The sequence below is a fragment of the Pseudomonas sp. 18.1.10 genome, assembly GCF_024655625.1.
Lineage (GTDB): Bacteria > Pseudomonadota > Gammaproteobacteria > Pseudomonadales > Pseudomonadaceae > Aquipseudomonas.
The window spans coordinates 22,169-47,941 of record NZ_JANLGL010000005.1; the positions used below are offsets into that span (position 1 = coordinate 22,169).

The 25,773-nt window shown below is 53.2% G+C and carries 30 protein-coding genes and 1 riboswitch; of the genes, 19 read left to right on the top strand and 11 right to left on the bottom strand.

The window, feature by feature from the left end; all coding sequences use genetic code 11:
• Nucleotides 1-51: 51 nt before the first annotated feature.
• On the bottom strand, nucleotides 52-504 hold the full coding sequence (gene arsN2 / locus NUV89_RS01560; RefSeq protein WP_257780045.1) for an arsenic resistance N-acetyltransferase ArsN2: 453 nt from the start codon (nucleotides 502-504) through the stop codon (nucleotides 52-54).
• 141 nt (nucleotides 505-645) lie between these two features.
• Between arsN2 and NUV89_RS01565 the strand changes: the two genes are divergently transcribed.
• The 8 genes from NUV89_RS01565 (at nucleotide 646) to NUV89_RS01600 (ending at nucleotide 7,432) form a co-directional block, all read left to right on the top strand.
• Nucleotides 646-1,068, top strand: a complete 423-nt coding sequence (locus NUV89_RS01565; RefSeq protein ID WP_257780046.1) for an arsenate reductase ArsC — start codon at nucleotides 646-648, stop codon at nucleotides 1,066-1,068.
• Entirely contained in the window at nucleotides 1,065-1,421 is a 357-nt protein-coding gene (locus NUV89_RS01570; protein ID WP_257780047.1) for a metalloregulator ArsR/SmtB family transcription factor, read from the top strand. Before NUV89_RS01565 ends, NUV89_RS01570 begins: the two co-directional genes overlap by 4 nt.
• 24 nt (nucleotides 1,422-1,445) lie before the next feature.
• Nucleotides 1,446-2,729 (top strand): arsenic transporter, encoded by a 1,284-nt coding sequence (locus tag NUV89_RS01575; protein ID WP_007247284.1) that lies wholly within the window; start codon nucleotides 1,446-1,448, stop codon nucleotides 2,727-2,729.
• A gap of 16 nt (nucleotides 2,730-2,745) precedes the next feature.
• Nucleotides 2,746-3,216 carry an arsenate reductase ArsC gene (locus NUV89_RS01580; protein WP_257780048.1) on the top strand — a complete coding sequence of 157 codons (471 nt, stop codon included), beginning with the start codon at nucleotides 2,746-2,748 and terminating at the stop codon, nucleotides 3,214-3,216.
• 47 nt (nucleotides 3,217-3,263) lie between these two features.
• Nucleotides 3,264-3,977: an arsenical resistance protein ArsH gene (arsH, locus tag NUV89_RS01585; protein WP_257780049.1), complete on the top strand. Its 714-nt coding sequence runs from the start codon at nucleotides 3,264-3,266 to the stop codon at nucleotides 3,975-3,977.
• 19 nt (nucleotides 3,978-3,996) lie between these two features.
• Complete coding sequence (arsC, locus tag NUV89_RS01590) at nucleotides 3,997-4,419, top strand: arsenate reductase (glutaredoxin) (RefSeq protein WP_257780050.1); 423 nt, start codon at nucleotides 3,997-3,999, stop codon at nucleotides 4,417-4,419.
• A gap of 29 nt (nucleotides 4,420-4,448) precedes the next feature.
• On the top strand, nucleotides 4,449-5,516 hold the full coding sequence (locus tag NUV89_RS01595) for an ArsO family NAD(P)H-dependent flavin-containing monooxygenase (RefSeq protein WP_257780051.1): 1,068 nt from the start codon (nucleotides 4,449-4,451) through the stop codon (nucleotides 5,514-5,516).
• A 287-nt stretch (nucleotides 5,517-5,803) separates the two neighbouring features.
• Nucleotides 5,804-7,432 (top strand): methyl-accepting chemotaxis protein, encoded by a 1,629-nt coding sequence (locus NUV89_RS01600; RefSeq protein WP_257780052.1) that lies wholly within the window; start codon nucleotides 5,804-5,806, stop codon nucleotides 7,430-7,432.
• Between the two features lie 518 nt (nucleotides 7,433-7,950).
• Here the strand turns inward: NUV89_RS01600 and NUV89_RS01605 are convergent.
• Nucleotides 7,951-9,405, bottom strand: a complete 1,455-nt coding sequence (locus NUV89_RS01605) for a TrkH family potassium uptake protein (protein WP_257780053.1) — start codon at nucleotides 9,403-9,405, stop codon at nucleotides 7,951-7,953.
• Between the two features lie 610 nt (nucleotides 9,406-10,015).
• On the opposite strand from NUV89_RS01605, the gene NUV89_RS01610 reads away from it, so the two are divergent.
• Complete coding sequence (locus NUV89_RS01610) at nucleotides 10,016-11,503, top strand: SulP family inorganic anion transporter (RefSeq protein ID WP_257780080.1); 1,488 nt, start codon at nucleotides 10,016-10,018, stop codon at nucleotides 11,501-11,503.
• An 11-nt stretch (nucleotides 11,504-11,514) separates the two neighbouring features.
• Nucleotides 11,515-12,366 (top strand): universal stress protein, encoded by an 852-nt coding sequence (locus NUV89_RS01615; RefSeq protein WP_257780054.1) that lies wholly within the window; start codon nucleotides 11,515-11,517, stop codon nucleotides 12,364-12,366.
• A gap of 131 nt (nucleotides 12,367-12,497) precedes the next feature.
• On the opposite strand, the gene chrA is transcribed toward NUV89_RS01615, so the two are convergent.
• The 7 genes from chrA to NUV89_RS01650 form a co-directional block, all read right to left on the bottom strand.
• Nucleotides 12,498-13,667 carry a chromate efflux transporter gene (gene chrA, locus NUV89_RS01620; RefSeq protein ID WP_257780055.1) on the bottom strand — a complete coding sequence of 390 codons (1,170 nt, stop codon included), beginning with the start codon at nucleotides 13,665-13,667 and terminating at the stop codon, nucleotides 12,498-12,500.
• A gap of 240 nt (nucleotides 13,668-13,907) precedes the next feature.
• Entirely contained in the window at nucleotides 13,908-15,110 is a 1,203-nt protein-coding gene (nhaA, locus tag NUV89_RS01625) for a Na+/H+ antiporter NhaA (protein ID WP_257780056.1), read from the bottom strand.
• Between the two features lie 318 nt (nucleotides 15,111-15,428).
• Nucleotides 15,429-15,959 carry an inorganic diphosphatase gene (gene ppa / locus NUV89_RS01630; protein WP_257780057.1) on the bottom strand — a complete coding sequence of 177 codons (531 nt, stop codon included), beginning with the start codon at nucleotides 15,957-15,959 and terminating at the stop codon, nucleotides 15,429-15,431.
• Between the two features lie 2 nt (nucleotides 15,960-15,961).
• Complete coding sequence (locus NUV89_RS01635; protein WP_257780058.1) at nucleotides 15,962-16,315, bottom strand: DUF190 domain-containing protein; 354 nt, start codon at nucleotides 16,313-16,315, stop codon at nucleotides 15,962-15,964.
• Between the two features lie 10 nt (nucleotides 16,316-16,325).
• Nucleotides 16,326-16,709: a fluoride efflux transporter CrcB gene (crcB, locus tag NUV89_RS01640; protein WP_257780059.1), complete on the bottom strand. Its 384-nt coding sequence runs from the start codon at nucleotides 16,707-16,709 to the stop codon at nucleotides 16,326-16,328.
• A 138-nt stretch (nucleotides 16,710-16,847) separates the two neighbouring features.
• Nucleotides 16,848-16,909: riboswitch (Fluoride riboswitch) on the bottom strand.
• 147 nt (nucleotides 16,910-17,056) lie between these two features.
• Nucleotides 17,057-17,392 carry a hypothetical protein gene (locus tag NUV89_RS01645; RefSeq protein WP_257780060.1) on the bottom strand — a complete coding sequence of 112 codons (336 nt, stop codon included), beginning with the start codon at nucleotides 17,390-17,392 and terminating at the stop codon, nucleotides 17,057-17,059.
• Nucleotides 17,393-17,866: 474 nt separating this feature from the next.
• The gene (locus NUV89_RS01650; protein WP_257780061.1) at nucleotides 17,867-18,349 is read right to left on the bottom strand and encodes a helix-turn-helix domain-containing protein; all 483 of its coding nucleotides are present in this window, start codon (nucleotides 18,347-18,349) and stop codon (nucleotides 17,867-17,869) included.
• A 230-nt stretch (nucleotides 18,350-18,579) separates the two neighbouring features.
• Between NUV89_RS01650 and NUV89_RS01655 the strand changes: the two genes are divergently transcribed.
• The 3 genes from NUV89_RS01655 (at nucleotide 18,580) to NUV89_RS01665 (ending at nucleotide 19,935) form a co-directional block, all read left to right on the top strand.
• Nucleotides 18,580-18,972 carry a hypothetical protein gene (locus NUV89_RS01655; RefSeq protein ID WP_074848728.1) on the top strand — a complete coding sequence of 131 codons (393 nt, stop codon included), beginning with the start codon at nucleotides 18,580-18,582 and terminating at the stop codon, nucleotides 18,970-18,972.
• Between the two features lie 42 nt (nucleotides 18,973-19,014).
• Nucleotides 19,015-19,461 carry a hypothetical protein gene (locus tag NUV89_RS01660; RefSeq protein WP_257780062.1) on the top strand — a complete coding sequence of 149 codons (447 nt, stop codon included), beginning with the start codon at nucleotides 19,015-19,017 and terminating at the stop codon, nucleotides 19,459-19,461.
• 90 nt (nucleotides 19,462-19,551) lie between these two features.
• Nucleotides 19,552-19,935: a hypothetical protein gene (locus tag NUV89_RS01665; RefSeq protein WP_257780063.1), complete on the top strand. Its 384-nt coding sequence runs from the start codon at nucleotides 19,552-19,554 to the stop codon at nucleotides 19,933-19,935.
• A 42-nt stretch (nucleotides 19,936-19,977) separates the two neighbouring features.
• On the opposite strand, the gene NUV89_RS01670 is transcribed toward NUV89_RS01665, so the two are convergent.
• Complete coding sequence (locus NUV89_RS01670) at nucleotides 19,978-20,796, bottom strand: AbiJ-NTD4 domain-containing protein (RefSeq protein WP_074848733.1); 819 nt, start codon at nucleotides 20,794-20,796, stop codon at nucleotides 19,978-19,980.
• Nucleotides 20,797-20,902: 106 nt separating this feature from the next.
• Here NUV89_RS01670 and NUV89_RS01675 point away from each other — a divergent pair, with 106 nt between their 5' ends.
• From NUV89_RS01675 to kefC, 6 genes are all read left to right on the top strand, one after another.
• Entirely contained in the window at nucleotides 20,903-21,187 is a 285-nt protein-coding gene (locus NUV89_RS01675) for a hypothetical protein (RefSeq protein WP_074848735.1), read from the top strand.
• Between the two features lie 7 nt (nucleotides 21,188-21,194).
• Entirely contained in the window at nucleotides 21,195-21,527 is a 333-nt protein-coding gene (locus tag NUV89_RS01680) for a carboxymuconolactone decarboxylase family protein (RefSeq protein ID WP_074848737.1), read from the top strand.
• 42 nt (nucleotides 21,528-21,569) lie between these two features.
• A complete protein-coding gene (locus NUV89_RS01685; RefSeq protein ID WP_257780064.1) occupies nucleotides 21,570-22,676 on the top strand; it encodes an alkene reductase in 1,107 nt (368 codons plus the stop codon).
• A 30-nt stretch (nucleotides 22,677-22,706) separates the two neighbouring features.
• Nucleotides 22,707-22,925 carry a 4-oxalocrotonate tautomerase family protein gene (locus tag NUV89_RS01690; RefSeq protein WP_029290791.1) on the top strand — a complete coding sequence of 73 codons (219 nt, stop codon included), beginning with the start codon at nucleotides 22,707-22,709 and terminating at the stop codon, nucleotides 22,923-22,925.
• A 108-nt stretch (nucleotides 22,926-23,033) separates the two neighbouring features.
• Nucleotides 23,034-23,555: a glutathione-regulated potassium-efflux system oxidoreductase KefF gene (gene kefF, locus NUV89_RS01695; protein ID WP_257780065.1), complete on the top strand. Its 522-nt coding sequence runs from the start codon at nucleotides 23,034-23,036 to the stop codon at nucleotides 23,553-23,555.
• On the top strand, nucleotides 23,556-25,382 hold the full coding sequence (gene kefC / locus NUV89_RS01700) for a glutathione-regulated potassium-efflux system protein KefC (protein ID WP_257780066.1): 1,827 nt from the start codon (nucleotides 23,556-23,558) through the stop codon (nucleotides 25,380-25,382). It abuts the gene before it with no gap.
• Nucleotides 25,383-25,411: 29 nt separating this feature from the next.
• Here kefC and NUV89_RS01705 read toward each other — a convergent pair whose 3' ends face one another.
• The gene (locus NUV89_RS01705; protein WP_257780067.1) at nucleotides 25,412-25,741 is read right to left on the bottom strand and encodes a co-chaperone YbbN; all 330 of its coding nucleotides are present in this window, start codon (nucleotides 25,739-25,741) and stop codon (nucleotides 25,412-25,414) included.
• Nucleotides 25,742-25,773: the final 32 nt, after the last annotated feature.

Here is a 25,773-nt window from a genome sequence, read left to right on the forward strand (position 1 = left end):
GCTCCAAATCTAGCTGGCGTCGAGGCTAAAAGCCATCACCAAGGTGATCAGCTACTTTCGTGCATTCGCAGATAATGCCTTGCACATGTAGCAAGCCGAGCCAGGGCAAAGCCGCATGAACTGCTCCGTCTGAGAAATAAGAGGTGGCGCAGAGCCTCGTTGATTTACTGCATAGCCCTGCTGCTTAAAAAAGCCTGACGCAGTTGTTGTCAGCAAATGAAATCGAGCGATTCCCTTCTCGGCGGCTTTCGCTTCAATGACCCGAAGCACCGCGACACCGACCCCCTTCGATCTGTATGTCGACACTACGACCAGAGAACGCAACAACCCGTCCGTACCATGCGTCTCGAATCCTCCCCATGCGACCGTCTCGCTATCCAGTGTGAACTCAAAAAAGGTTCGGCCTGGAAGATCAATATCGTCTGCTGGAAGGTCAGCAAATTTCAGCGCATCGCGAAATCGCTGCGACTGCCCTCCGGCTATTTCCGTTGCCTGGATCATCATATCCCCCTCCATCCTCTCATCTCCGTTATGCCGACACGCATGGAACGTTAGGGCACATGCCGAAACAGCAGACATCATATTCGCTTTACCGAATATTCGCCAAAGCGTATATTCGATTTTCCATATACATCGAGTTCCACCATGAGCCCTGCTATCAAAGTGCTTTTCGTGTGCGTTACCAACTCAGCCCGATCCCTGCTTGCAGAGGCTTTGCTGCGTCACACCGATCAGCGCTTCGAGGCCTTCAGCGCAGGGTCTGAACCGTCTGAGGTTGATCCGCGAACAACTCAGGCATTGGAGGCTGTTGGAGTCGATGCAACGGGCCTGCGCAGCAAGTCCATCAGCGAGTTTCAAGCTGATCGATTCGATTACGTAATCACTCTTTGTGATAAATCCGCAAGCGAGTGCCTACCAATGCCCAATGCAGGTGAAATCATTGCCTGGGATTTTCCTGACCCAGTTACTAGCGATGATCCTGGCGCATTTCGCCACACGCTCCACGACATCCACGAGCGCATCAAGCTCTTCGTTTTGGTCAAGACCAAACACCTGGAGGATCTATGACAGAACCCATGAACCCCACCACCTTATTCAAGTGCCTGGCGGATGACACCCGAGCAAAAATTTCGCTGCTTGTGGTGAGTGAAGGTGAGTTGTGTGTCTGCGAGCTGACGGCGGCACTTGACCTAAACCAGCCGAAGATTTCTCGTCATTTGGCCCTGCTGCGCTCTGCCGGTTTGCTTTTGGATCGTCGCCAAGGCCAGTGGGTGTATTACCGCCTGAATCCTGATTTACCCGCGTGGGTGACTGCAGTTTTGAAGGAAGTGGTAGACGCCAATCAGCAATGGCTGGAAACCGAGGCTAAGCGCCTCTGCGGCATGAACGACCGTCCGATCAACCAAGCCGTGTGTAGCTGATTCACGCCCAACCGGATTAATGAAATGCTGATTGCCGTATTGATCTTTATCGCCACCATCGTCCTTGTCATCTGGCAGCCCAAGGGGCTTGGGGTTGGCTGGAGTGCGATGTTCGGTGCCATCGTGGCGTTGCTGGCAGGTGTCGTTACCCTTGCCGACATACCAGAGGTTTGGCGCATTGTCTGGAATGCCACTGGGACTTTCATCGCGGTCATCATCATTAGTCTGCTGCTTGATGAGGCAGGTTTTTTCAAGTGGGCTGCGCTGCATGTGGCCCGATGGGGAGGCGGGAGCACCCGCAAGCTGTTCGCATTTATCGTCCTGCTGGGCGCAGCGGTGTCTGCCCTGTTCGCTAATGACGGAGCAGCGTTGATCCTCACACCCATTGTGATCGCGATGTTGCTGGCGTTGCGTTTTTCTCCTGCTGCTACGTTGGCATTCGTCATGGCAGCCGGTTTTATCGCGGATACGGCGAGCTTACCGCTGGTGGTTTCCAACCTAGTCAACATCGTTTCTGCCGACTACTTCGATATCGGCTTCAACGAATATGCTTCGATTATGGTGCCGGTAAACATCGTCAGCGTGGCAGCGACATTAGCCATGCTGCTGTGGTTTTTCCGCAAAGATTTACCAAAGACCTATGACCTCAACCAACTGGACAATCCGGACGAGGCAATCCACGACCGGGCCACTTTTGTAGCCGGCTGGTGGGTGTTGGCACTACTCCTGATCGGCTTCTTTGTCATTGAGCCATTGGGGGTGCCAATCAGCGCCATTGCAGCGGTCTGTGCATTCATTCTTTACGTCATCGCGGCTCGTGGTCACGCCATCAACACAAGCAAGGTGCTCAAAGAGGCGCCATGGCAGGTGGTGATTTTTTCTTTGGGTATGTACCTGGTTGTTTATGGCCTGAAGAACGCCGGCCTGACCGACCACATCGCGCAGATCCTGAACGTGTTCGCCGGTTATGGCGTTTGGGGCGCGTCCCTTGGTACAGGGCTGCTAACAGCGTTGCTGTCTTCGATCATGAACAACATGCCCACCGTTCTGGTAGGCGCCTTATCCATTCATGCCGCCGAAGTCGATGGTGTAGTCCAGCAAGCGATGGTTTACGCCAACATCATCGGCTGCGACTTGGGCCCGAAGATCACCCCAATTGGGAGCTTGGCAACTCTGTTGTGGCTGCACGTGCTCGCCCGGAAAAACATAACGATCAGCTGGGGTTACTACTTCAAGACCGGGATCGTGCTGACCGTGCCCATCCTCGTCGCCACATTGTCCGCCCTGGCACTGCGCCTCAGTTTCTGAATCAAGGAATCGTCTGATGAAAGTCTTGTTCATGTGCACCCACAACAGCTGCCGCAGCATTCTTTCTGAGGCGCTTTTCAACCACTTGGCTCCAGCAGGCGTAGAAGCGGTCAGCTCGGGAAGCTTTCCCAGTGGTCGAGTGAATCAGCGGGCATTGCAAACCCTGGAGGCGGCGGGTATTTCCACGGAGGGCTTGAGTAGCAAGGCTTCGGATGCTTTTGAAGGCTCACCTCCAGGCATCGTGATCACTGTCTGTGACCGGGCAGCGGGTGAGGCATGCCCAATCTTCTTTGGGCCAGCTTTGAAGGCGCATTGGGGTCTGGCCGACCCGTCTGACGCTAGCGGGTCGGAAGCCGAGATCACCGCAGCGTTTGAAACCACTCTCGCCAAAATTCGCGAGCGCGTGAGCGCATTTCTTGCGCTGCCACTGAAGACCATCAGCGCTGAACAGTTGAAAGCTGAACTGAATCGCATCGGTTCGCTTTAAAGATCAACCGAGGCGGTGCCCAACCTGGCGCCGCCGTAGGAGTTTACATGCAAGATACATTGCCGAACGTACACGCCGACCTGATCGACATTCCGTCGTTGGAGCAACTGGAGCCGCGTACACCGTCACTCCATAAACCTCGAATCTTGCTTCTGTATGGATCGACGCGAGAGCGCTCTTTCAGCCGGTTGGTGACTCAGGAAGCAGCCCGCTTGTTGGAGGAGTTTGGCGCCGAAACCAAAATCTTCGATCCCTCAGGTTTACCGCTGCCAGACGATTCTCCGGATACACATCCCAAGGTGGTGGAGTTGCGTGAACTCATGCAATGGTCTGAAGGACAGGTCTGGTGTTCGCCTGAACGGCACGGCTCCATGAGCGCAGTATTCAAGGCCCAGATCGACTGGGTTCCGCTTGCGCTTGGTGCTGTTCGACCTACGCAAGGAAAGACCCTTGCAGTAATGCAGGTCTGTGGCGGCTCGCAATCTTTCAACGTGGTCAACCAACTACGGGTATTGGGGCGGAGGATGCGCATGTTCACCATCCCAAATCAATCTTCGGTGGCCAAGGCGTTCACCGAGTTCGACGAGGCAGGCCGTATGAAGCCGTCCTCGTACTACGACCGACTGGTGGACGTGATGGAAGAGCTGATGAAGTTCACGCTGCTGTTGCGGGGTCGCCAGGACTACTTGGTTGATCGCTACTCCGAGCGTAAAGAGTCAGCTGAAGAGCTGTCCAAGCGCGTCAACCAGCGCTCCATTTAACTCACCGCGAGGAAACGGTATGCGTCAGATCACGATCTATCACAACCCGCAATGTGGCACCTCTCGCAATACCTTGGAGCTGATCCGCAACAGCGGAGAAGAGCCGACGGTTATCGAGTACCTACAGACCCCACCTGACCGCACCACGCTTGTCAGGCTGATCAAAGATATGGGTATCGAGGTACGGGCTCTGCTTCGTGTTAAAGGCACTCCCTACGAGGAGCTAGAACTCGGCGATACGTCACTTACCGATGACCAGCTCATCGATGCCATGATGGCTCATCCCATCCTGATCAATCGCCCCATCGTCGTGACGCCTTTGGGCACACGCTTGTGTCGTCCGTCAGAGGCAGTCCTCGACCTTCTGCCGCAAGAGCAGCGCGGCAGCTTCGTCAAAGAAGACGGACAAGTCGTGATTGATGAGAATGGCCGCAGGGTTTAAACCGATGTAAAGCAGATGGGCCTGGAGAGATGCTGGTGAATCAAAACTCGAAATTTGATGTAGTGGTCATTGGCGGTGGCCAATCCGCACTCACCGTAGCCTATTTTTTGAGGCGTACAGGCCTTTCCTACGTATTACTCGACGCCGAGTCAGCACCGGGAGGGGCTTGGCGGCATGGGTGGGATTCTCTCCGACTATTCTCGCCGTCTGCTTGGAGCTCAATTGCCGGCTGGCCCATGCCAGCAGTACCCGAGGGGACTCCTGGGCGGGACGATGTTGTCGACTATCTAACTCAGTACGAACGCCGATATGACTTCCCCATCATCCGTTCCACGCGGGTGACCCATGTCGAGAACATCGAAGGCGGGTTGCGCGTTTTTTCCGGGGATACTTTCTGGGATGCCAAAGCGGTCATCAGTGCAACAGGCACGTGGAGCAGTCAGGTTATTCCCACCTATCCAGGGAAGGAGCTTTTCGAGGGGCAGCAAATCCATTCCGCTCACTACGTTGGGCCGAGTGAGTTCGAGGGGAAGGCAGTGCTGGTCGTCGGCGGTGGTAACTCGGGTGCCCAGATTTACGCCGAAGTTTCGAAGGTGGCTCACGCAACTTGGGTGACTCAGCAAGCGCCAAAGTATCTTCCAGATGAGGTCGATGGCCGCGTCCTGTTCGAGCGGGCCACTGCTAGATTGAAGGCGCAACAAGAAGGGATGGAGCCTCAACAGCCCGTTGGAGGGCTGGGAGACATTGTGATGGTGCCACCGGTAAAGGAAGCTCGCGAACGCGGCGTGTTGAACGCGGTACGCCCATTCACGCACTTCACCTCAACAGGTGTTGTGTGGCCATCGGGAGTCGAGACGAAAATTGATGCTGTCATCTGGTGTACTGGATTTTCTCCAGCGCTCAACCACCTGGGCAACCTGGGTATCGTTGGCGATGACGGCAAAGTCGCCGTGGATGAAAACCGAAGTGTTGCTTCACCTAATCTGTGGCTGGTGGGCTACGGCGATTGGACGGGGCTCGCCTCAGCTACATTGATTGGAGTGACCCGCACAGCTCGAGATGTAGTCAAGCAAGTGCAAAACTATCTCGCTGGTTAACGGCTAGCGCGTCCATATGCAATGCGAATACTAATACTTTGCAAATTATTTGCTGCGCTACAATTAACTTAATCAGCGCTCACTGGCATCTTCATGACCCCACAACCATTTCCTGAATCCTATTTCGCTCTAAGCTTTGCAGTAAAACCCCCGTGGTCACATCTAGCAACACAATATATAAAACAAAACGCCAGCCTTTTCGGGCTACATTACATTACTCGACGAACGGTACTTAAGCGCGCTTGGCGAATGACGACATAGCTGACAATTCAAACGAGGCTCTTATTATGATACTGCGCAAACTCAACCTTGCTCCACGCTCGGCTCTGTGCTTTGGTTTCTTTTGCCTTATGATTATTGCGCTGGGGATCATCGCCCTTAAGCAGACGTCAAGCTTGAAGGACTCTGAAAGCTTCGTTGAAACGAATGTTGTTCCCAGCATATCCATACTTGGAGTAATTGACCGGGAGTTTGTAAGCATCAGAGGTAGCAATGCACGGTTGCGCAACCCTGTAGAGCCCGCAAGCCGCAAAAATCAAGCTCTAGAGGAATTAAATAAGGCTAGAGTTAATATCCAGAATTCGCTGTCGAATTTGCAACCTCTAATCGTAACACCTATAGGCAAGCAGAAAATTGATGATCTTTCAAAAAGCCTTGCCAGCTATCAAGTTATTCAAGATCAATACTTATCTCTAATTTCCTCAGGGAATTTAGATGAGGCAGTCAAGCTTTCCAGCGAGTCGATGAAGCAATCTGCTGATGCTGTTGAAGGCCATATCGAAGAAATGATAGGCATTAATAATAACAAAGCTAAACGGGCCGGGGAGGAAGCGAGTCAAACTTATGAGCAGGCTAAGTTAATCGTTGGGGCGTTTATATTGATCAGTACCTTGGCAGCTATTGCACTGGCCTTGATGTACACGCGAAGTATTACCAGCCCAATCAGCCAATCACTAGCTATTGCCGAACGTATTGCTAAAAACGATCTCACCGGAGTTATTGAAGCTCAGGGACACGATGAGGTGGCCAGGCTTATGCGAGCTTTAAGCGTAATGCAGCATGGTCTACGAAATACCCTTTCTTTGATATCTGATTCCTCCAACCAGTTGGCGTCGACTTCTGAAGAAATGCATGCTGTCACCGAAGACGCAAATAAAGGCATGCTGCGTCAAAATAACGAAGTTGAAATGGCAGCAACTGCCGTCACTGAGATGAGTGCAGCGGTAGAAGAGGTAGCTAGGAATGCCTCGCAAGCTTCTGAAGCAGCCAATCGATCCAACTCCGCCGCGTTGGCTGGCCGTGCACGCGTCGATGAAACCGTGCAGGCCATTAGCTTGATGGTCGCAAATGTTGAAGACGCATCCCAGGAGGTACAAGGGCTCGCCATAATGGCCACCGACATCAGCAAGGTTTTGGATGTGATACGCGCTATCGCCGAACAGACCAATCTTCTTGCGTTGAATGCGGCTATCGAAGCCGCTCGTGCCGGTGAGGCTGGTCGAGGCTTCGCAGTAGTCGCTGATGAAGTCCGAGCTTTAGCTCATCGTACTCAGCAATCAACCAGTGAAATTGAGCAGATGATCAGCTCAATTCAAAAAGGCACTGGATCTGCTGTGTCTGCAATGACTCACACAAACACTCAAGCCCAGAAGACTCTGGACACTGCTCAAGGCGCTGGTTCCGCGTTGGTGGAGATTACTGAATCTATCGACAATATTACTGAGCGAAACGTCCTGATTGCGACCGCATCAGAGGAGCAGGCTCAGGTTGCCAGAGAGGTAGATCGCAGCCTGGTGAGTATCCGTGATCTTTCAAATCAAGCGGCGGAGGGCTCAAGTCAGACAGCTATTGCGACGTCCGAACTCACAAAGCTAGCGGTCGAATTGAACAGGCTGGTTAAGCAATTTCAGATGTAGTGATAGCCCTCTTTACTGGAGGGTTGCATTCATAATGCTAACCATATCTACCAGACAGCTCGCAACTTTGAGGTAGAAATCAGGTGTTCCGCTTCTTCGGAGCACCGGTAGGACAGTTCTTTGATTTTTCACCTTTCCGTTGCCATCCTGGTACAGGCGGTTCAGCTTACCCAACCGATCTGTCACTACCTCCTAGCGCAATCACAGTTAAAAGTGAGCTAACAGGCTCCTGCCTGTTGCGCAAACTGCGCCAGGGCTACATCGGCCAGCCTTGCAAAAGCCACCTCCAGCAGGCCGGCAATGGTTGTCGCAATCCATAACGTGGCCCTGGTGCGCCAGCGCATGGAAGCGAAGCCTCGGCGTGACAGCATTACCGGTTTGATCACCCGAAGGGCTTCCTTGAAGTCGCCATGTTGACCGCAAGACTAACCAAAGAAGCAGCTCGCTCCAATCAGCTGTGGCAGGGCCGCACGACAGGTTTTTTACCCCGATAAGTATTCACCTCTCCATTGAGAGGCCTAATACCTCCAGAAAACCGGCGTGATGAGTACCAGCACCGTGAGTATCTCCAACCGTCCCAGCAGCATGCCGATGGTAAGCAACCATTTTGCTGCGTCAGGTAATGATGAGAAGTTACCGGCAGGCCCTATGATTGTGCCCAGACCAGGCCCTACGTTGCACACCGCAGTAGCCGCACCGCTTAACGCAGTAACCCAATCTAGTCCGATTAAGGCGAGCCCTAAGGCGATCATTGCGATGGTGATGGTGAAGAAAAATGAGAAGGTCAAAAGCGAGCGCAAGATCTCTTCGTCAACCGGATGGCCGTTGTACTTTTTCCGAATCACCGCACGAGGGTGGATCAACTGCTTCAGGCTACTCACTAATAGAGCACCAGCAACCTGGAAGCGGAAAACTTTAAGACCTCCAGCCGTCGAGCCTGAACACCCACCGACGAAGGTCAGATAGAAAAAAAGCAAGACCGCGAAACTGCCCCACAAGGTGTAATCGCCCACCGCAACTCCGGTGGTCGTGACGACCGATGTCACATTGACCGCCACGATACGAAACGCATCCCACCACCCGTAGTCGCTGTGGAAACACAGCCACGTACCCACCGCCAGCCAGGTTACGACCAGGAACCCCACGAATCCGCGCACCTGGTGATCCTTGATCAATGCACGGCGATTACCGCGCAACGTCGCGACGTACAAGGTAAAGGGCAGGCTCCCCAGAATCATGATGACCACCGCTACCCAGTGAATCGCCGGCTGTGTCCAGTGGCCAAGTGATGCGTCTGACGTTGAGAATCCCCCAGTAGAGATCAACGACATTGCGTGATTGACCGCCTCAAAAGGCGTCATTCCCGCTATCCAGAGTGCCAGAGCCCCGACTCCAGTAAGTCCCAGATAGAGAAAGAGGATGTACTTGGCTGCCACATGGGAACGCGGCGTCACTTTCTCCGACCAGTCTGAGGACTCTGTCTGGAAAAGACGCATGCCACCCACTCGTAACAGTGGAAGGATCGCCACAGCCATGCCGATGAAGCCGATACCACCAAGCCAGTGCAGCATCGAACGCCATATCAATAATCCAGGTGACGCGGTATCCAAACCACTCAAAACGGTAGAGCCAGTAGTCGTGATACCGGACATGGTTTCAAAGAAAGCGTCGGTGTAGCTAATACCGCTGATGAGTACCATCGGCAATGCTGCGAACGTGCATACAACCACCCAACTACCAGTCGTCAGCAGGTACATATCCCTAGGGCGAAGGTGGACAGCGTCTGGCCGCCCCCGCACGATCAACAGTAGGCCGCAGATAAAGGTGATAAGGCTCGACCAGAGGAAGGCAGATAGGTCGTCGCTACGTTCATAGGCCACGAGCGTAATCATGGGTATAACCATGCTCACAGCGAGAGTGACTAGAAAAATGCCTAAAATGAAGCCGATAAGCCGCATTGCTGCGAGGGACATAACGGTAGCCCGAAGATTTAGCGCCGAGCAGTATCGGGTGCTCAGCCTTTGAGTCCCGTAAATTTTTCGTAAAAATGCTTTGGCTAATCGGTAGCCAATTACGTGACAGACCTTGCTTTAAAGCGTGAACAGCCGGCACACGCAAACTGATCAAAATTTAGCCATAAATAAAAAACCGGCACTTAGGCCAGTTTTTTACCTGCTCTCTCTACTAATCAATCCCAGTTGAGAGAGGTGGAGAACTGACGAAAACGAGCGTAGATGACTGACATTGCCAAAAGGCATTTCTCAAAGCAATCTACCCAAACTTGGGTAGGAGGTCGCAATCGGCTGTAGCTTGAAGCTATACTCACCTCTCATCGAGACCATTTGAGCTACAGGAACATCAGCATGACTGTACTCCAAACGATCTACTGGCAGCCTACGCCGCCTTAGCGCTACGCCCCCTCGCAATAGCTCGTATCCGCCTGTTCCGCTCGCGGTGCTTTCTGCTGTATGCCCGGTTCTTACACCCAAAGCACACAGCCAAATAATCCTCAAAATTTGAATTCGTATCGACGCGCTCGCCATTCGCCTGGTGTGCGTGCGGTGCATTGCCTTGGATATTCTGATGCTGCAATCACTCAAAAAAACGTGGTTCTCTAACGTTCGTGGAGATGTGCTCGCGGGGATCGTGGTCGCACTAGCGCTGATCCCCGAAGCCATCGCCTTTTCCATCATCGCCGGCGTCGACCCCAAGGTCGGCCTCTACGCCTCCTTCTGTATCTGCGTCGTTATCGCATTCGTTGGCGGTCGTCCTGGCATGATTTCGGCGGCTACCGGTGCCATGGCACTGCTCATGGTCACCTTGGTAAAGGATCACGGGCTCCAGTACCTGTTGGCTGCAAGCTTGCTCTGTGGGATTCTTCAGATACTTGCTGGATACCTCAAGCTGGGCTCGCTAATGCGCTTTGTCTCGCGCTCGGTCGTTACGGGGTTCGTGAACGCGCTGGCAATTCTGATTTTTATGGCGCAACTGCCTGAACTCACCAATGTCACCTGGCACGTATACGCCATGACCGCAGCGGGGCTCGGAATCATCTACCTGTTCCCGTACGTGCCGAAGCTTGGAAAGCTGATTCCCTCGCCACTTGTGTGCATCCTGACGCTGACGACTATCGCTATTTACCTGGGGCTGGATATCCGCACCGTCGGGGACATGGGTCAGCTACCGGACACACTGCCGATCTTCCTGTGGCCTGAAGTCCCTCTGAGCTTTGAAACCCTGTGCATCATCTTTCCTTACTCGGCAGCGCTGGCAGTTGTGGGCTTACTGGAGTCCATGATGACCGCGACTATCGTTGATGACTTGACCGATACCACCAGTAACAAAAACCGAGAGTGTAAGGGGCAAGGTGTTGCTAACATCGCAGCTGGGATGCTCGGTGGTATGGCTGGATGCGCCATGATTGGCCAGTCGATCATCAACGTGAAGTCTGGCGGTCGTACTCGCCTTTCAACTTTATGTGCGGGGATCTTTCTGCTGCTGATGGTGGTGTTCCTCGGCGAATGGCTCTCCAAAATACCGATGGCAGCGCTCGTCGCGGTGATGATCATGGTCTCCATCGGCACTTTCAGCTGGGACTCTCTGCGCAACCTAAAAAAACACCCGCTATCGACCAACCTTGTCATGGTTGCGACTGTTGTGGTGGTCGTGGCAACGCATAACTTGGCCTATGGCGTACTGGTAGGCGTGCTGCTGGCATCGCTGTTCTTTGCGAACAAAGTCGGGCATTACCTGGATATCAATAGCAGTCTTGAGGAGACTGAATCGCACCGGACTTACCGTGTTGTGGGCCAGGTGTTCTTCAGCTCCGCAGACAAATTCACCAATGTCTTCGACTTCAAGGAGGCACTCAAGAAGGTCACCATCGACCTGACCCAAGCCCATTTCTGGGATATCACTTCGGTTGCAGCACTGGATAAAGTGGTTATCAAGTTCCGTCGCGAGGGCGCCGAGGTTGAAGTGCTCGGTCTGAATGAAGCCAGCGCAACAATCGTTGACCGTTTTGGCGTGCATGACAAACCTGACGCTATCGACAAACTCATGAGCCATTAAGGAGAATAACAATGACCCACATAATGGCATGCATAGATAACTCACAGTCCTCACTGGCGGTCTGCGACTACGCAGCATGGGCGTCGCAACAACTTAACGCGCCCCTTACCCTGCTGCATGTATTGGATGAGGAGAAATACCCGGCATCTGCAGACCTGAGCGGCAACATCGGTCTTGGCAGTCGAGAGCATCTGCTGGAGGAGCTGGCCACGTTGGATGCAAAGCGCTCCAGGCTCGCTCTGGAGCAAGGTCAACACATGCTTGAAAAGGCCAGGGAGCGAACGGTCATTTTTGGAGCTGCATTTCCTGAACTAAAGCAGCGCCATGGACACTTGGTCGATAGTCTGAATGAGCTCCAGGAGAACATTCGGCTGTTGGTCATCGGGCGAGTGGGTGAAGACAGCAAACGTGGGGTGCACAGCCTTGGCAGCCAAATTGAAGCTGTCGTGCGTACCATTCACCGTCCAACTTTGATCGCAGCCAGCAACTATAAAAAACCGGAAAAAGTAATGCTCGCGTTTGACGGCAGCCGCACATCACACAAAACCGTTGAGCTGCTTGCCGCCAGTCCGCTTTGCACAAATCTACCGATTCATCTCGTTATGGTCGGCGCTGACTCGGAAGGCAACCGAGAAGCGCTGGAGAAAGCTAGGAACGCGCTACTTACACACGGCTTTATCGTCATAGCCCAAATCCTGCAAGGAGAAGTGGAGGCGGCTCTGCACGTTTATCAGGCCGAGCACGGAATTGATCTTCTCGTCATGGGGGCCTACGGCCACTCGCGCATCAGACGATTTCTGGTAGGAAGCACGACTACTACGATGCTTCGGACAGCCACCATGCCTGTCTTGCTGCTTCGGTGAAGTGTCGCTTCTGTTCTCGGTGCTTCCAAGACTCTAGGTGCTGTGGGCAAGCAATTGAACGCGGTCGCACAAATTTTGAGCATAGCGACTTCTGAAAATTCGAGGCACGCACATATCTGTTTAGCCGAGCATCAAAACTCAATGCTGAGTAACCATCCGAGAAAACCTCCCGCCAGGACGACCAACCATGGAGGAATCTTCCAGAACATCAAAGCCACAAGCGCTATCAGCGCCAAGCCAAAGTCTGCAGGAATCAATATCGCGCTCGTCCAGACTGGGTTATACAAGGCCGCCAGAAGAAGGCCAACAACTGCTGCGTTTACGCCTGAAAGTGCAGCTTGGGTGCGTAAGCTCTTCCGCAGTTGCTCCCAAAATGGCAACACGCCGATTACGAGCAAGAACGAAGGAGCAAAAATTGCAACGACGCACGCGGTAGCCCCGAGCCAACCAGAAAGTTGGGCATTCATGGACGCGCCAAGAAATGCTGCGAAGGTAAAAAGCGGGCCTGGTACGGCCTGTGCTAAACCATACCCGGCCAGAAACGTGTCATTGGCTACCCATCCGTTCGGCACGGTCGCCGACTGAAGCAATGGCAGCACAACATGTCCACCTCCGAAAACTAATGACCCGGCGCGGAAAAAGGCGTTTACCACAGCTAACGCTTGTGATGGCCACAACTGAACCAGCAATGGCAGGCCAGCTAACAGGCCGGAGAACAGCAGCAACGACACCACACCGACTTTCCTGCTCACCGATATCGGCAAAGACTCAGTAGTTTGGCTTTGATCGGTTTTGAAGAGCATTAATCCTATGACGGCACCGAAGAAAATCACGCCGATCTGCCCCCAGGCATGCGGCCAAAGCAGTGCAGCATAAGCCGCAAACACTGCGACGGTTATTCGAGAGGCATCAGTGCAAAGACTACGACCCATTCCCCAGACGGCTTGAGCAACGACAGCCACCGCGACAATTTTAAGACCGTGCAAAAGACCGCTCGGAAACGCGCCTCCCCACGCAGACATACCCTGAGCGCATAAAACTAGGATTATTGCCGAAGGCAATGTGAAACCTGCCCACGCAGCGACTGCTCCAGGAAACCCGGCACGAGATAGTCCTAAACCTATGCCAACCTGACTACTGGCGGGCCCCGGCAAGAACTGGCACAGGGCAATCAAATCCCCATAACTGCGCTCGCTCAGCCATTGGCGTCGAGCAACGAATTCTTCTCGAAAGTAAGCTAGATGTGCAATCGGGCCTCCGAAAGAAGTGAGACCTAGGCGCAGGAATACCAGAAATACCATCCATGGGGACTCAGTCGTAACACCCTTTGAACGTCCCTCGGCTGACAAGATTCGTTCCTCCCCACGTGACTGCTATAGAAAACCAAATACGACGGCCTCCCTCACCGGCATATCTCGGCTTCGATATGCCGTCGCACACTGTATCCTGCTCTTAACGACAAAATGATGGCACTTCGTTAGACGGTGCTCCAACAGCAGAAATTCTGATGGAGAGAAATTCTGCTTTCAGCTCATTTCTGCTTACCTCGATAGAGTGGCTGTGGTAACGGCAGGCGCAGCGCTGCGACGCAAAATCAGGACGCCACCGACTGCAGCCAGAGTAGAGCCGATCAACACACCGACTTTTACCTCGTCAATCAGGTGAGCTGATCCAGCAAACGCCAGGTTTCCGATGAACAGGCTCATGGTGAAGCCGATGCCACACAAGAGCGCAACGCCGTAAAGCTGTGCCCAATTGCTGCCTTCCGGCAGTTTGGCCAAGCCCATACGAATGGCCAGAGCAGCCAATAGGAAGATGCCAATCTGCTTGCCCACCAACAAGCCCAGCGCAACACCCAGAGGAACCGGATCGACTAGGTTCTCCATGGAAATACCGGCCAGTGAAACGCCCGCATTGGCGAAGCCGAAAATCGGCACCACAGCGAACGCGACCCACATGTGCAGCTTTTCCTCCAGGAACAGCAGTGGAGACCGGGCTTCCTCTTCAGGCTTGCCCATTGGGACGCACAGCGCTACAGCGACACCCGCAAGGGTGGCATGCACTCCCGACTGCAGCACGAAGAACCACAGCACACCACCGACCAGCAAATATGGGAATAATCGTCTGACGCCCAATCGATTCATTGCGATCAGAATGACCAGGGTTGCGAGCGATGCCAGCAACATCGGCATGGAAAGACCAGTGGTGTAGAAAAAGGCGATGATGACTACAGCACCCAGGTCGTCAATGATCGCCAAGGCAGCAAGGAAGACCTTCAGCGACGTAGGGACTCTTTTCCCCAGTAACGACAAGACGCCCAAGGCGAATGCGATGTCGGTAGCGGCTGGGATAGCCCAGCCCTTCAAGGTCTCAGAATTCCCCCAGTTGATTGCGATGTAGATCATCGCAGGCACAACCATGCCGCCTATAGCACCAAATCCTGGTAAGGCACGCTGGCCCCAAGTGGAAAGCCCACCTGCCAGAACCTCTCTTTTGATCTCAAGGCCGACCATCAGGAAGAAGATAGCCATCAGGCCATCATTGACCCAATGCTCCACAGACATGCCCAACCAGACACTGTGCAGCGCTGCAAAGTAGCCTTCGGACAGAGGCGAGTTGGCCACAATCAGAGCTGCTAAAGCGGCGCCCATCAAAACGAGACCTCCAGCGGATTCCGATGACAGGAAACGGGCTAAAATTGCAGCCGCTCTAGGCGTTTCTACAGGAATTCTGTGGTTGGTCATTGATGCCCTTGTAGTTGATCGAAAAGGGGATATTTTAGCATCTGAGCGGCTCGGTTACGGGCAAACAAACAGCCTGAAACAGTTCACCACTTGAACCCGCAACTCATCATCAGGGGTTATCTGCGCAGGAAGCGGAAGATATGCTGCGCGATGCAATCTTCGCCTAGCATCGATATCCCATAGATGGCTGAAGGTATCAGCCACCTATTTTTTCATGCGCTTGGTTCAATCGATATTTGCTGCTTCGGGCGACTGATAAGCAAATCACTTGCCGCTCAGTTCCTACTCTCGGCAGATGAATTCAATCTCGAGTGAAACCTACTTGGGGGTATACGCAGCTACCGATTTGCGAATCTCTTCCCGCGCCTCATCTGAGCTCCCCCAGCGGCCCATCTTCACCCACTTGCCTGGTTCCAATGTTTTATAGTTTTCGAAGAAGTGCTGGATCTGCGCGAGGAGTAACGCAGGGAGGTCTGAGCACTCCTTTACGTCGATGTACATCGAGCTGAGTTTTTCATGAGGCACTGCGATCACCTTGGCATCGGCTCCGGCTTCGTCAGTCATGTACATCACACCAACCGGGCGACTGCGGATGACAACGCCAGGCGATACCGGGTAAGGGCAAATCACCAGAACATCCAAAGGATCGCCATCATCGCTCAACGTATTTGGAATGAACCCGTAGTTGGCCGGGTAGAACATCGGTGTGCTGAGGAAGCGGTCGACAAAGATCTGCCCACTTGGCTTGTCCACCTCGTACTTAATCGGCGAGTGGTTTGCAGGAATCTCGATAACGGTGAAAAAGTCATCGGGGATCGCGTTACCAGCCGGAATGTCCGTGTAGCTCATGTTCATAGCTCCGAAGTTGTGGAAGGGGCTGAACTGGAAGGCGTTTTTCCAAGAGTGCCCATCTCGATTGGCGTCTTCGTGAAAAATACCGATATTTCCTCAGAGTCCAGTCGTTTGAACAATCGTTCGGCCTCATCTTCCGTGATTGCCAAGCGAATCTCCGTGGGTTGATCCGCCAGCTCAAAAAAATGTGATGAGTGCAGTTTTCCGGTGTGCCCAAACCCTTCTATTCCGGTGCAGAGCGTGGCGCCGCGTAACCCCATTTCTTTAGCCACGTCGACTATCCATTCGCCCAGCATTTTTCCCTGATAACGACGGTTTTGTTGGGTGAAGAAAACGACCATATAGCCTTTCATTTCTATCTCCTCAGCGAGTACCAATCATTTGGTAGGACAGAAGCCCGGCAGCGGTCATCGCTAACGAACCTAAGACGTGCAACGAAATTGACCCGAGCGCCCATAGCAGTCTGCCTTCCTGAATCAAGGCAACCGTTTCGGCTGAAAATGTGGAGAAGGTGGTAAGCCCACCACAGAAACCCGTGATGATTAGGAGACGCCACTCAGGGCTTAGGGTCGGAGATGCGGCCAGGAAGGCGATGGCCAAGCCGATGATGTAACCCCCAACCATGTTCGCGACCACAGTGCCTGGAGGAATCGTTGGGAACAGAGCATTCAGCTTCATCCCCAAGAGCCAACGCAACCAGGCTCCAAGTGAAGCGCCAACGGCAATGACGATTAATGACTTCATCATGGCGAGACCACCTCATCAAACCTGAACGGAATAACAGGCAGAAGGCAGGCGCAGAGAAGAAAGGGAGACTCGAAGGGTAAGATCATATCCTGTCCTAAATTGGAGGACAGGGAGACACACCTACGCACCCTGTCCAGGGTTCACGTAGGCATCATCAGCACGAAGGCGGTTAAAGGAGGAATGCCATCTCCTGATCTGATCCTATAGCATCAGCGCCAATGGCATCAAGAGGCATCAAGAGCAGCTGCATGCAAGCGATCTGAATGCCCTTTAGGCTAGGCAAGATGTTTGATCAATGATCCATGTACGGGCCGACCCTTTGCACGACTAGGTCATTTGGCGCGCATTTACATGGATTTAACCGATACCACTTCCACGTACTTGTACTTCTTCCTAGCAGCCTTCACAGCCTCCTGCTCAGCAAGCAATGAGCTCAACGTATCAGCCTCGTGAATCAACTCGACCATTTTCCCTTCAAACTCGTTTCCAACGCGTAACGTGACCCTCAGCCTGGGCGTGAATGCTTTTGCCGTTTTCTTCTTGGCTGCTGGAGCGACCACCGATTTCGCGAGCACAACTTCTTCCACTGGCTCCTCTGCTACAGGAGCAGGCATCTGCTCCTCGGGCTGAGGCGTACCGAAAAGAGCACGTCGCATTCCTTCTTCAGTTAGTTCAGAGTTCATAGAACATCTCAAAGGGGGCGGTAATCAGCTCGACAAATTCTACTAGGATGGCTGCTCCAGCGTGTCCTCTGGAAGCGTGTATGAATCACCCGGCGCTCGACCTACATTCCTAGATCGACCTCAAGCCTGGCACCCTTCAAGCTGGGCGGCAGCTTTTCGACAGGCATGGCCCGCAACAACTTGTCGGCAAGATGCTCGGCGTGAGCGGAGTAGATCGCGATTCTGTCTGGCTCTAGCGGCCTGTAAGGTACTACCGCACCGACATATACTTGGGCAATTCTCAGTATATTCAGCACGTCATTGCCAATGTGAAGACTTTCCAGGTACTCGACGGTTGCGCGGTCTCGCGGCTCTGCCTTTGTCCATAGTTCTACAACACTGTGATGAAGCCCTACGGGGCCAAGGTGTTGCAGAGCAATCTTCCACAGCAAACCTTCTTGGGACATTTTCAGCCTAGTGCTGGTCATTCAAAAGTCACGGCTGTTCGGGCTTGGTTGTTTTCAAATACCTACGAACAGTCGCTTCAGAAAGCCCCAACCTTTCCGCGATCTCAGCAACAGAAATTCCCCACTGCTTCAATCGATTGGCCTCAATAGCATTTCTAACCGCATCAGGACGAGCTGGCCGCCCAGGACGTGGCTTTCCAGTTCGAGCCTGCGACTCAATCTCAAGATCGATCCCTGCCTTCCTAATTCTTGCGAGTTGCTTCGTAAGACGTTTCTGGCCGTCCTTGAATGACTCGTGATTTTGCATGGAGGTCGCCATCAGCAGGAGCGTAGCCGGATCGAGGTCTAGGATCCCGGCGAGCCTCACCAGGACGTCGAGTCCAATACTGACTTCTCCGCGCTCTATACGGCTGAAATGAGAGCGCCCAAGGTTGTTGATGTCCTCTTGGGACAGACCTTGGCCTCTGCGAATTCCACGAACCACGACAGCCAGTGCTTCTGCCGCATCCATCGGTATTTTCCCCAACCAAATCCGAGGATAAAGCCACACCTAGCAGCGTCATAACACGCCCAATCAGGTTCGTTATGATTGCCTTGGGACTTATCTAGAGGTTTAATAGCTTTGCCCATGCGCCACGGCCACGAAAAAGCAGCCCTGTCGTGGATCAGCCAAGCCATCGTGAGCGGCGGGGAGAGAGGGTTGAATTGTCAATTTGATGTTAATTACTGAGGGGAGGCCTTATGGCTAGCGTCGTAGAACCTGACTTTATGAAGGGGCCACGTACACCACTGGAAGGCCTGTCGAGCAGCTCTGATGCACGAGCGCTGGCGAACCAACGTTTTCCCGAAAAGCCTTACTGCTTGGTTCGAGATTGGACAATATTTCGCATTGAAGTCACCCGCGACGAACTCTTCAAATGCCGTGCAGCGGGCCAGCTCCCGATGATCCTGTTTGCTCACAACGTGGCCGAGGACAGCCAAGGCCGTTTCGAACGCGGCGATTGGGTTCGTTCAAGCATGTGCACCGGTCTCCACGACGGTGTTGCGTTCGAGACCAGAAACTCTGTTTACGTATTGATTGGCCCTGGTCATGAACAGCTCGCAAGCCTGAAAGACGTTTTCTCCCTCTTCTAACCTGCGCTCTATATCGGAGCCCCTTCAGGCCAAGGACATACGATGTTTAGAACACACGACGCCGACATGCTGGGCCTACCGGGCATGTTCGGTGAGGGTCAATACCAATGGCATCAGGTATCCAAAGTGCTTCGTAATCACTGGTATCACGTAACTGTCCAGGCCATGTACGAGGACAGAATTTCAGAGGCGGTTCTGATGATCGACAGCGAACCACGGCTTCAGCAACTACTGATTGCCCAGGACGCGGAGACGATCATCACAGAGGTGCAAGTAGTCACACCTGCCCACATGAATGGCACGGGAGTTTGGCGGATGGAGAAACTGACCAAAGTGACGCTTGGTGAAGACCAAAACGAGTGTGTTGTGTGCCTGCTGGAGGTGGAGACCGGCTCCAAATACCACAGCTCTCACCAACCGGGCTTCAGTAGCGATGCACTGAGCAACCTTCGTCCGATTTATCACGCGAACATGATTCGTAAAGCCTGAGATTTACCAAGAATCCTGCACGATACCAGCACAGATGGTTCCGTGAAGATTTCCTGGTAACGCCATACGGAATGCGAAAGGAACGCAATTATGCTGAACACAATTGATGTAAATCTGCATGGAAAACGACATACAGATTTCGATCTCGCACGAATCCTAAAAGCACAAGCGCAAGGCTTCGACAAACCGATAACAGCCTATCTCTGCGGAGTATCCATAAAGGCTCGTGCTGGCATCGGCGTAGTTTTTGGTCACAACCGTAAAGACCAATATGGGCGGTTTGGTGATGGTCATCTGATTCGGACTTCTGATGTGATCAGAGTCGAGCGTGAAGGCAGGTTTTGGGTGATGACGACCGAGAATTCTCGCTATGTGCTAGCCACGTTTCAGCGCGGTAATGGGCGTGCGAGCCTGCGGGAGTTCCTTCGTCTTTCACGGGGTCAGCACCATTTCACTCCACGAGTTTTGCAGTGACGGTCGCGCCCATTAGCATGGATGGAAATCATCATCCTTTGCTCAATCGGGGGCGTCCGCCTGTGCACTTTTAATGAGGTAATTACCGAGAGAGGCACATAGGCCAACTATCAACTCAGCCTCGTTGAACGACGGCTCTCGTCCTTCGCGTATGTGCCGACCATTTTCAGATGCGTAACCCCAAGCCTTCGCTACAGCCTGATCCAGTGGGGGAGGAATGATGGTGTTGTGTCGTTTGAGGATGTCACCCAGATTCGCTTTGACATCACCAGTGACTTCTCGGGCAACACACTCTAATGATGCCATAGCATGTTGAATGGCACCTGTTGGATCAGGAGAGGGACGACGGGAGAGATCACCTATTGCTTCGTGCAGCTCCTTACCCGCTGTCACATGACCGTATTCGCTCTCTGTCTCCCTAGCATTCTTTACGATGACTTCGAATGACTCCGGGCCACGAATTTCGACCAGGCCATCTGCAAGCTTCCAACCAATGCCATTCTCTACGAAATAGTCATTCAACTCGGTGTGAAAATGTTCGTACGTATCCGGGTTGTAGTTGTGCTGACCCAAGTCGGCCTGGATGCGTTCGATTACGTCATAAACTTTGTACCACTTACATTCTTGGAGAAGATTGTTCACCTCCCAGTCAACGTTGGGAAATTCGCTCCAGTTATTCGGGTCGGGCTGTTTTTTTAGGGCTTTACAAAGAATGGCCCGCAGGCCTGAGGGCTTGAATCCGCACTCGTAGGCCAGTTGAACCAAATACCCTCGTAGCTCCTCTGGCGCATCCTCCCTGATGGTGATTTCACTCTCTTGGGTGCTATGAAATCCGTTGCGCTTGGAAAAAGAGTCTTTCATCCCGTTTCCGCTCCGTTGATCCATGTTTGATCAAGCTAAAGTTTTTCCGGATCCGTGTCTATTGCTCAGGCTCTCATAGCAGCAGAGGAGCCGGCACGCGTACGAGATGGCCCATCCTAGCGCTGCACGCCAACCTGCTTTCCCAAAGCAGATCGTCATTTCTGTGTGGATCGGCGAGCTTTATGCCACATTCGAAAACCTGAGAGCTTTTAGGAACGCTCACCTATTGATTCAGAGTGAACTCTGGAAAAACCTCCGAGATTTCGAGCAAGAAACTGTTCATTCGATTGCATTGATATTAAAAATCAACACAGGGTCGTTGAAAGCCTACCAACTGGATGGTAGCTTTATTGCAGATTTTAAATTCGTGCAACCAACGCTATCCCTGTGAGAATCCCATGCAAGATTGGAAGCAAACCCGCAAAGACATCAATGCTCGTTTGGTAGAGCTCAACGGCCTGTCGCCGGAAACAATGAAGGGCATGGCCGCACTCGGGGCCGCCGGTGGGAAAACCAACCATCTGGACGCCAAGACTCGCGAGCTCATCTCCCTTGCTGTGGCCGTAACGACCCGCTGCGATGGTTGTATTGCCTTCCACGCTGCTGAAGCCAAGAAGCTCGGTGTAACCAGTGAAGAGGTCGCCGAAGCATTGGGTGTGGCCATCAACATGAATGCAGGTGCTGCGATGGTTTACAGCACCCACGTACTCGACGCGTTCGACAAGTCCTAACTCAAACGCCGAATTCAACCCTTAACGACGTCGAGATTAATCATGAATAAGCTGTTCACTCCTTACGATCTAGCCGGTACTCCTTTGAAAAACCGCGTTGTCATGGCCCCCATGACTCGCACCCGAACCTTGAACAACATTCCGAATGAATCCAACGCGCTTTACTACGCACAACGAGCTTCTGCCGGCTTGCTGATTACCGAGGGCCTGCCTATTTCCGATGAGGCTCGCGGCTATCTTTATACCCCAGGCATTTACGAAGATGTGCATTTGCCAGGCTGGCGCAAAGTGACTGACGCGGTGCACGCCAAGGGCGGGAAGATTTTTGCGCAGCTCTGGCACGTAGGCCGTATGTCCCACACCTCGGTACACGGCATAGTGCCGGTCTCCTCGGGCAAGGTGCCTGCGGTGGACACCACGGTGTATGCCTGGATCGAACCTGGCAAAGCTGGCCCGGTGCAGCCCAGCGCTCCACGTGCGCTGGAAACTGAAGAAGTGAAACGCGTCATCGCTGACTTCGTGAAGTCCGCACGGATGGCCATGGACGCCGGCTTTGACGGTATCGAAATCATGGCAGCCAACGGCTTCCTATTCGACCAATTCCTGAGCAGCGCTCTGAACACTCGTACTGATCAGTACGGTGGCTCTATTGCGAACCGTCAACGGCTCCTGCTGGAAACGATTGATGCGATTGCTGCTGAAATCGGCGGATCGAAGATTGGTGTGCGGTTCTCTCCGTTTGGTCGACTGTATGACTTCGGTGTGTACGAAGGCGAAGAAGAAACCTGGATGAGCATGGCGGCTGCGCTCAACGAAAGGGATCTGGCATTTGTTCACCTGAACTACCAACCGACCATTGTTGCCGCGCAAACACCACCTGGTTTCGGCGCTGCATTCCGTGAAGCGTACAACGGCACCTTGATGGCTGCGGGCGGCTTCACCAAAGAGATCGCAGAGTCTGAGCTGGCTAAAGGCGAGCTAGATCTGATTGCTTTTGGCACAGCCTACATTGCCAATCCTGATTTGGTAGAGCGTATGCAGAACGATTGGCCATTGGCCGAAGGTGATCGCGCGACCTACTACGGCGTAAGCGGTTCGATTGATAAGGGCTACACCGACTATCCGGAATACGCAGCTGCCAAAGCCTGATATTCCTTCACAAACATTGAGGAGAACACCATGCCACTCGTAACTATCAAAGGGATTGAAGGCGTTTTTTCCGACGAGCAAAAGGCTGAAGTGATTCGCAAAGTGACTGACGCTATGGTGTCGGTTGAAGGCGAAAACATGCGCGCCCTCACCTGGGTCATCTTCGAAGAGGTTAAAAGTGGAGACTGGGGTATTGGTGGCAAACCTGTGACCGCGCAGGAAGTATTGAAGCTGCAAGCCGGCCAGTAAGGCTTCTCCTTCAGGTCATTAGCTCCCTGTTCGTTGAGTGCGGTTATTCTCAACGAACAGGGAGCTTTTTCCGTTCTTAAAGAACGCCAGGTTTGTGGGGACTACTCCGTGATTGTGATCATTTACGCCCATCCTTACCCTGATAAATCCAACGTCAACATGTTGATGCTCAAGCTGGCAGCCAACAATCCCGATGTCGCAATCCGTTCGCTGTACGACCTGTACCCCGATTTCAATATCGACGTTGAAGCTGAGCAGAGGGCGGTGGAACAGGCAGATCTCCTCGTTCTGCAACACCCTCTGTACTGGTATAGCTACCCACCTCTCTTGAAGCTGTGGATCGATAAGGTTTTCACACAGGGCTGGGCCTACGGCGCGGGCGCTACTGCCTTGAAAAACAAAAAAATGCTGTGGGCCGTGACTACTGGCGGAGAGCATGATCATTTTGAAGACGGCGACCACCCAGGTTTTGCGGTGCTGTCTCAGCCCATTCAGGCGACGGCGAATTACTGCGGGATGCGTTGGTTGAGTCCAGTCGCAGTCCATGGTGCTTACAGAGCAGATCAAACCGCATTGCTTAAACAGATCCGGAATTATGGCGAGCGCCTGAAGTCATGGAGGGAAGATTGAATGGACACTCACAGCCTGATTGAAATGCTCATCTACCTGGGCTCCGCAGCCTTGATAGTCCCAATTGCCGTTCGGTTAGGGCTTGGCCCGGTTCTAGGCTACCTGATAGCCGGCTGCCTTATCGGCCCATGGGGTTTGAAGCTTGTGACCGATGTCGAGTCCATCCTGCACTTTGCTGAAATCGGCGTGGTGTTGATGCTGTTCATCATTGGCCTCGAACTCGACCCCAAACGCCTTTGGGCCATGCGCCGCATGGTGTTCGGCGGTGGCGCTTTGCAGATGCTGGCATGCGGTGCGGCCATCGCAATATTTTGCGCTGCACTTGGCTTGAACTGGACGGCTGCGCTGCTGGTAGGGCTGACGTTAAGCCTGTCCTCGACTGCTATCGCGATGCAGGCCATGACCGAGCGAAACATGAACTCCACCGCAGTGGGTCGCAGCAGTTTTGCCGTGTTGCTTTTCCAGGACATCGCGGCGATTCCCCTAGTGGCCATGATCCCACTGCTGGCCGCAAATGGTGGTACGCCCTCAGGTGCAGAGTTGGCCCTGTCCATCGCAAAAATCGTCGGAGCGATTGTCGCAGTGGTTCTCCTGGGCCAATACGTATCTCGCCCTGTCCTTCGCTTTGTAGCGCGCTCCGGCTTGAGGGAAATCTTCAGTGCCGTCGCACTGTTCCTGGTGTTCGGGTTCGGTCTCTTGTTGGAAGAGGCCGGCTTATCCATGGCCATGGGCGCCTTCCTGGCCGGCGTTCTCTTGGCCAGCTCGGAATATCGCCATGCTCTGGAAAGCGATATCGAACCCTTCAAAGGACTGTTGCTGGGTCTGTTCTTTATAGGTGTAGGGATGTCGATTGACTTCGGCACGCTGATCGATTCGCCACTGAAAGTCATCACCCTGACCTTGGGCTTCATCTTGATCAAGCTGCTCGTGATCAAGCTCCTGGGTCGCTTCCTGAATGTCCCAAGTGACCAGCGTTCATGGCAGGCAGTGTTCCTTGGCCAAGGCAGTGAGTTTGCCTTTGTAGTATTTGGCGCAGCAACAGTCGCCGGCATCTTGGTCGACCCTTGGGGTAAGAGCCTGACGCTAGCGGTAGCGTTGTCGATGTGCGTAACGCCTTTGTTGATCCTTTTGCTCAATCACCTGGAGTCGTCGAGCAAACAGGGCAGTAATGAAGCTGACACCATTGATCAGAGCAATCCTCGGATCATCATTGCCGGCTTCGGTCGATTCGGTCAGATCGCTGGGCGACTGCTGATGTCTTGTGGTTTTGAAGTCGTGGTATTGGATCATGATCCCGACCACATCGAGACACTGCGTAAGTTCGGGGTCAAGGTGTTCTATGGGGATGCCACCCGCCTCGATTTACTGCACGCAGCGGGCGCTGCTCAAGCCGTGGTGCTGATCAACGCCATCGATAATCAGGACGATAACCTGGCACTGACCAAGTTGGCCCAGGAGCATTTTCCATCCCTAAAATTGGTGGTGCGCGCTCGAGATATGGGGCACATCATTACCCTACGTCAGATGGGTGTGGAAGAAGTCGAGCGAGAGACATTTGAAAGCGCATTGTCCCTGGGGCGCAGGGCTTTGGAGCAACTCGGGATAGGACGCTACGAAGCTCGTGAGCGTGCGGATCGATTCCGTCGCCTGAACTTGGAAATGCTAGAAGAGATGGCCGCTCAGCCCGAGGACGATACCGAATTCAAGTACGACGCTTACAAACGAGCCAACGCTTTACTAACGGAAATATTCAATGAAGATCGCGCTCATCCAATTGACGCAGGCCCAGGAAAGGTGAGCCTTCCACGCAGCGAATCAGATAGCTGACTGACTTACCGGTCGAGGAGGATGCTTGTTTAGCTAGCGTCCTCCAGCTCAGTGACGATTGCTTTTTTCAAGGCTGAAACTGATTTAGACCCGGCGAATACTTTCAACAATCGGCCTTCGTGGAACACTGCCACGGACGGCACAGTGCGAATGCCATACATCTGCGCAATCGTCGGTGATACCGCAATATCAATTTTTCCAAACACTGCGAGAGCATGGAGCTTTTCCTCCAAGTCGACGAAGACTGGCTTCATCTCTTTACAAGGTTTGCACCAAGATGCTGAGACCAGTACGACACTGCTGCCTTTGGCAACAAAGCGGGAAAATTGGGGAGCGCTCAATTCAACGATACGGCTCATTTGGATCTCACGTGTTGTGTTAAGGAAAAGGG

Bases quoted from the DNA above. Each gene is read 5' to 3' on its own strand.
- arsN2 (WP_257780045.1), bottom strand. From the start codon at position 504: ATGATGATCCAGGCAACGGAAATAGCCGGAGGGCAGTCGCAGCGATTT.
- NUV89_RS01565 (WP_257780046.1), top strand. From the start codon at position 646: ATGAGCCCTGCTATCAAAGTGCTTTTCGTGTGCGTTACCAACTCAGCC.
- NUV89_RS01570 (WP_257780047.1), top strand. From the start codon at position 1,065: ATGACAGAACCCATGAACCCCACCACCTTATTCAAGTGCCTGGCGGAT.
- NUV89_RS01575 (WP_007247284.1), top strand. From the start codon at position 1,446: ATGCTGATTGCCGTATTGATCTTTATCGCCACCATCGTCCTTGTCATC.
- NUV89_RS01580 (WP_257780048.1), top strand. From the start codon at position 2,746: ATGAAAGTCTTGTTCATGTGCACCCACAACAGCTGCCGCAGCATTCTT.
- arsH (WP_257780049.1), top strand. From the start codon at position 3,264: ATGCAAGATACATTGCCGAACGTACACGCCGACCTGATCGACATTCCG.
- arsC (WP_257780050.1), top strand. From the start codon at position 3,997: ATGCGTCAGATCACGATCTATCACAACCCGCAATGTGGCACCTCTCGC.
- NUV89_RS01595 (WP_257780051.1), top strand. From the start codon at position 4,449: ATGCTGGTGAATCAAAACTCGAAATTTGATGTAGTGGTCATTGGCGGT.
- NUV89_RS01600 (WP_257780052.1), top strand. From the start codon at position 5,804: ATGATACTGCGCAAACTCAACCTTGCTCCACGCTCGGCTCTGTGCTTT.
- NUV89_RS01605 (WP_257780053.1), bottom strand. From the start codon at position 9,405: ATGTCCCTCGCAGCAATGCGGCTTATCGGCTTCATTTTAGGCATTTTT.
- NUV89_RS01610 (WP_257780080.1), top strand. From the start codon at position 10,016: ATGCTGCAATCACTCAAAAAAACGTGGTTCTCTAACGTTCGTGGAGAT.
- NUV89_RS01615 (WP_257780054.1), top strand. From the start codon at position 11,515: ATGACCCACATAATGGCATGCATAGATAACTCACAGTCCTCACTGGCG.
- chrA (WP_257780055.1), bottom strand. From the start codon at position 13,667: ATGGTATTTCTGGTATTCCTGCGCCTAGGTCTCACTTCTTTCGGAGGC.
- nhaA (WP_257780056.1), bottom strand. From the start codon at position 15,110: ATGACCAACCACAGAATTCCTGTAGAAACGCCTAGAGCGGCTGCAATT.
- ppa (WP_257780057.1), bottom strand. From the start codon at position 15,959: ATGAGCTACACGGACATTCCGGCTGGTAACGCGATCCCCGATGACTTT.
- NUV89_RS01635 (WP_257780058.1), bottom strand. From the start codon at position 16,315: ATGAAAGGCTATATGGTCGTTTTCTTCACCCAACAAAACCGTCGTTAT.
- crcB (WP_257780059.1), bottom strand. From the start codon at position 16,709: ATGATGAAGTCATTAATCGTCATTGCCGTTGGCGCTTCACTTGGAGCC.
- NUV89_RS01645 (WP_257780060.1), bottom strand. From the start codon at position 17,392: ATGAACTCTGAACTAACTGAAGAAGGAATGCGACGTGCTCTTTTCGGT.
- NUV89_RS01650 (WP_257780061.1), bottom strand. From the start codon at position 18,349: ATGGATGCGGCAGAAGCACTGGCTGTCGTGGTTCGTGGAATTCGCAGA.
- NUV89_RS01655 (WP_074848728.1), top strand. From the start codon at position 18,580: ATGGCTAGCGTCGTAGAACCTGACTTTATGAAGGGGCCACGTACACCA.
- NUV89_RS01660 (WP_257780062.1), top strand. From the start codon at position 19,015: ATGTTTAGAACACACGACGCCGACATGCTGGGCCTACCGGGCATGTTC.
- NUV89_RS01665 (WP_257780063.1), top strand. From the start codon at position 19,552: ATGCTGAACACAATTGATGTAAATCTGCATGGAAAACGACATACAGAT.
- NUV89_RS01670 (WP_074848733.1), bottom strand. From the start codon at position 20,796: ATGAAAGACTCTTTTTCCAAGCGCAACGGATTTCATAGCACCCAAGAG.
- NUV89_RS01675 (WP_074848735.1), top strand. From the start codon at position 20,903: ATGGCCCATCCTAGCGCTGCACGCCAACCTGCTTTCCCAAAGCAGATC.
- NUV89_RS01680 (WP_074848737.1), top strand. From the start codon at position 21,195: ATGCAAGATTGGAAGCAAACCCGCAAAGACATCAATGCTCGTTTGGTA.
- NUV89_RS01685 (WP_257780064.1), top strand. From the start codon at position 21,570: ATGAATAAGCTGTTCACTCCTTACGATCTAGCCGGTACTCCTTTGAAA.
- NUV89_RS01690 (WP_029290791.1), top strand. From the start codon at position 22,707: ATGCCACTCGTAACTATCAAAGGGATTGAAGGCGTTTTTTCCGACGAG.
- kefC (WP_257780066.1), top strand. From the start codon at position 23,556: ATGGACACTCACAGCCTGATTGAAATGCTCATCTACCTGGGCTCCGCA.
- NUV89_RS01705 (WP_257780067.1), bottom strand. From the start codon at position 25,741: ATGAGCCGTATCGTTGAATTGAGCGCTCCCCAATTTTCCCGCTTTGTT.